This window comes from Hydrocoleum sp. CS-953 (genome assembly GCF_002260545.1).
GTDB lineage: Bacteria > Cyanobacteriota > Cyanobacteriia > Cyanobacteriales > Microcoleaceae > Trichodesmium.
Genome location: NZ_LGSU01000337.1, coordinates 1 through 2,800, shown reverse-complemented (window position 1 = coordinate 2,800; position 2,800 = coordinate 1). Strand labels below are relative to the sequence as shown.

Below are 2,800 nucleotides of genomic sequence, written 5' to 3'. Positions count from 1 at the left end.
ATAAAAGCCGTCCAAATACAACTTTCTCCAGCTTTACCGGGTAATTAATAATTATTAATTAAATAATTGAGGTTAAAAGCCTCTCCTTTAAAAGAGAAAAAAAATAAATTTTTTCCCCCTTTGCGTCAATCCTCTCCCTAAAAGGGAGAGGTAATTATCAATTATCAATTATCAATTAATGAAAAGTATGTCATTGCGACTGGAACGCAGTGGAAGGTTTGCGGAGCATTCCGGAACGGATAGCAATCTCAAGGGTTTTAGGTGCTTTAACATTCCATTACATAGTGAAGTTTATTAGCGCCGACTACTTAGCAATCCTAAATAGGTTGTGACAAACCAAAGTAGGATTAATCGCATTTTATTAGCAGGATAGGTTAATATTCTCAAACCCATTTCTTAATCATTTTTTAACCTAATCGGCGGAAATCTTCAATGAATTTTGATAATATCATAATAAGCATTAATGATAAAATAACTCATTAATTAATTATAAAGAATCTTTTGAATTAATCAAGATTCATATTATCATATTAAATTAATATAATAGCCAAAATTGCACCTAATTAATTGCTGACTTACAGTGCATTCGGTGTTTTATGAGGTANGAAATGACTCTCAAAATGTTCCCGAAAAAATTAATATAATAGCCAAAATTGCACCTAATTAATTGCTGACTTACAGTGCATTCGGTGTTTTATGAGGTACAGTGGCACTAGCTTTTTTAAATGGTTTTTGAAGTATCGAATGAAGTTTTCATCATTCAAATTATTGCAAATTTTTAGTATTTAAGGAGGTTGAGATGGATTGGAAAGTGAATGACACTGATGAAAAAATTATCTCTCCTAATCGCATAGATTGGAAATTTGACTTTTTTAATGAGTCGAGTAACGGTCTAATTAATATGGATGAAGTTAGGCCAACAGTTAAGGACAATGACTCCTATCCCCTATCACAAACAACAGTTGGACAAAAGGTTTGGTTAATTGGTTTTGAGGGAAAAGGAGGAATTAATCGCCTCTTAGGGATGGGGCTAACTCCAGGAGTTCAATTGCAAATTATCAGCGCTCAACCTAGTGGTTCGGTTCTAGTCGCCATAGAAGATAACCGGATCGGTGTGGGTGCGGGAATGGCTAACAAAATTTTAGTGAGTAACCAGTCTTTAACTAAAGGAGAAAACATAAAAAATCAAACAAAGACAATATTGTTGCGAGAAATGCCAGAGGGAACTGAAGGCCGAGTTGTGGGTTACAACGAAGTCAAACGAGGCTATAAGAAAAAACTGTTGTCGATGGGGATGACTCCTGATATAAAATTTAAGGTGATTCGGGTAGCACCTTTCGGAGACCCAGTAGAAATTTTAGTCAGAGATTTTCATCTGAGCTTACGCAAAGAAGAGTCAGATGCTTTAATAGTTGAGCTTGTTTAGATGGGTAGCTAAATTCAGGACTTACGCACCAAGCGCCATCTCTTGGTCGATTGGATATGGTTAGGTTTCCTCAGCATCCCTCGACCGCTATCTTGTAGAGGGCGAATGGCATTCGCCCCCTACCGATAGGGTATTGTCTAAGAATTTGCTTAGGTCTTGTAAATTGTGGGATTCCACCTTGTAGGGGCGAATGGCATTCGTCCCCTACTACGCGGAAGTTAAAAATTAAAAGTCAAAAATAAGATTTGATAGGGCTTTGTTGTCTGAAAGTAGCAATATAGTTCTCGGAGTTGCTCCGCAGATGTACTTGATAACGTGCGCAAACTGCTGTAACTATTGTCCAATAGATGAAATAGTTCTCGGAGTTGCTCCGCAGATGCACTTGATAACGTGCNAAAATCAATCTATAGAAAATCAGCAGCTACTTTTTCCAATCATAACCAAAACCTTGTAAGGGCGAATGGCTATTCGCCCCTACTGTTAACTATCGAAACCAAAACTGCTGTCAAAACAAGTTCTCAATTCTAATCTTTAAAAGTAATGCTCAAACCAATTATTGCCCTCATTGGCAACCCCAATTGTGGGAAAACAACGCTTTTTAACGCCCTAACAGGATCTAACCAACGCACAGGTAATTGGCCTGGCGTAACTGTAGACCGCAAAGAAGGTCAGTTTACCTACCAAGGAAAAGAAATTACCCTAGTAGACTTACCTGGTGTTTACTCTCTTGATGTCGAAGAAGAGGGAACCGGGATGGATGAACTGGTGGCGCGAGATTACCTCCTGTCTGGGGAAGCAGATTTAATCATTAATATCGTTGATGGGTCTAATTTGGAGCGTAATCTCTATTTAACAACACAAATCATGGAGATGAGGCTACCAATGATTATTGCCCTCAATATGATGGATGTAGCCCAAGACCGAGGTATTTCTATCAATGCCGATCTCTTACGAGAACGATTAGGGTGTCCAGTTATCCCCATGAATGCTTCTAGAGAAGAAGGAATCAAACCTTTATTGGATACGGTGGCAGAACTGGTGAAAAATATCAGTCGTTCGCCTAGTTATGTTGCTTATCCAGCAGTGATTGAAGATGCTTTAGCCGAATTGGTTCCTTACATTATTGAACACAGTAGCAAACGCATTGTTGAACCTCGCTGGACGGCTTTAAATTTACTGCAATATGAAGACCGAGTTGCTCCAGAATTAGGGGGTGAAGACTTGGTGAAAATTGTGGTGACAAACCGTCGCAAAATCCATCAGGTATTGGGAGAAGATATTGATATTAGAGTTGTTGGGAAATAACTTAGATTACAAAAAAAATAAAATGAAAACAGATATATTTAGTTAGTGATTTTATTATTTATGCTGCCA

The 2,800-nt window shown here is 38.0% G+C and carries 2 protein-coding genes; both read left to right on the top strand.

The window, feature by feature from the left end; all coding sequences use genetic code 11:
• The first annotated feature begins 799 nt into the window (after window positions 1–799).
• Window positions 800–1,426 carry a FeoA family protein gene (locus AFK68_RS03135; protein ID WP_094671557.1) on the top strand — a complete coding sequence of 209 codons (627 nt, stop codon included), beginning with the start codon at window positions 800–802 and terminating at the stop codon, window positions 1,424–1,426.
• Between the two features lie 540 nt (window positions 1,427–1,966).
• Window positions 1,967–2,731, top strand: coding sequence for a FeoB small GTPase domain-containing protein (locus AFK68_RS03130; RefSeq protein WP_094671555.1), 765 nt, complete (start codon window positions 1,967–1,969; stop codon window positions 2,729–2,731).
• Window positions 2,732–2,800: the final 69 nt, after the last annotated feature.

Bases quoted from the DNA above. Each gene is read 5' to 3' on its own strand.
- AFK68_RS03130 (WP_094671555.1), top strand. From the start codon at position 1,967: ATGCTCAAACCAATTATTGCCCTCATTGGCAACCCCAATTGTGGGAAA.
- AFK68_RS03135 (WP_094671557.1), top strand. From the start codon at position 800: ATGGATTGGAAAGTGAATGACACTGATGAAAAAATTATCTCTCCTAAT.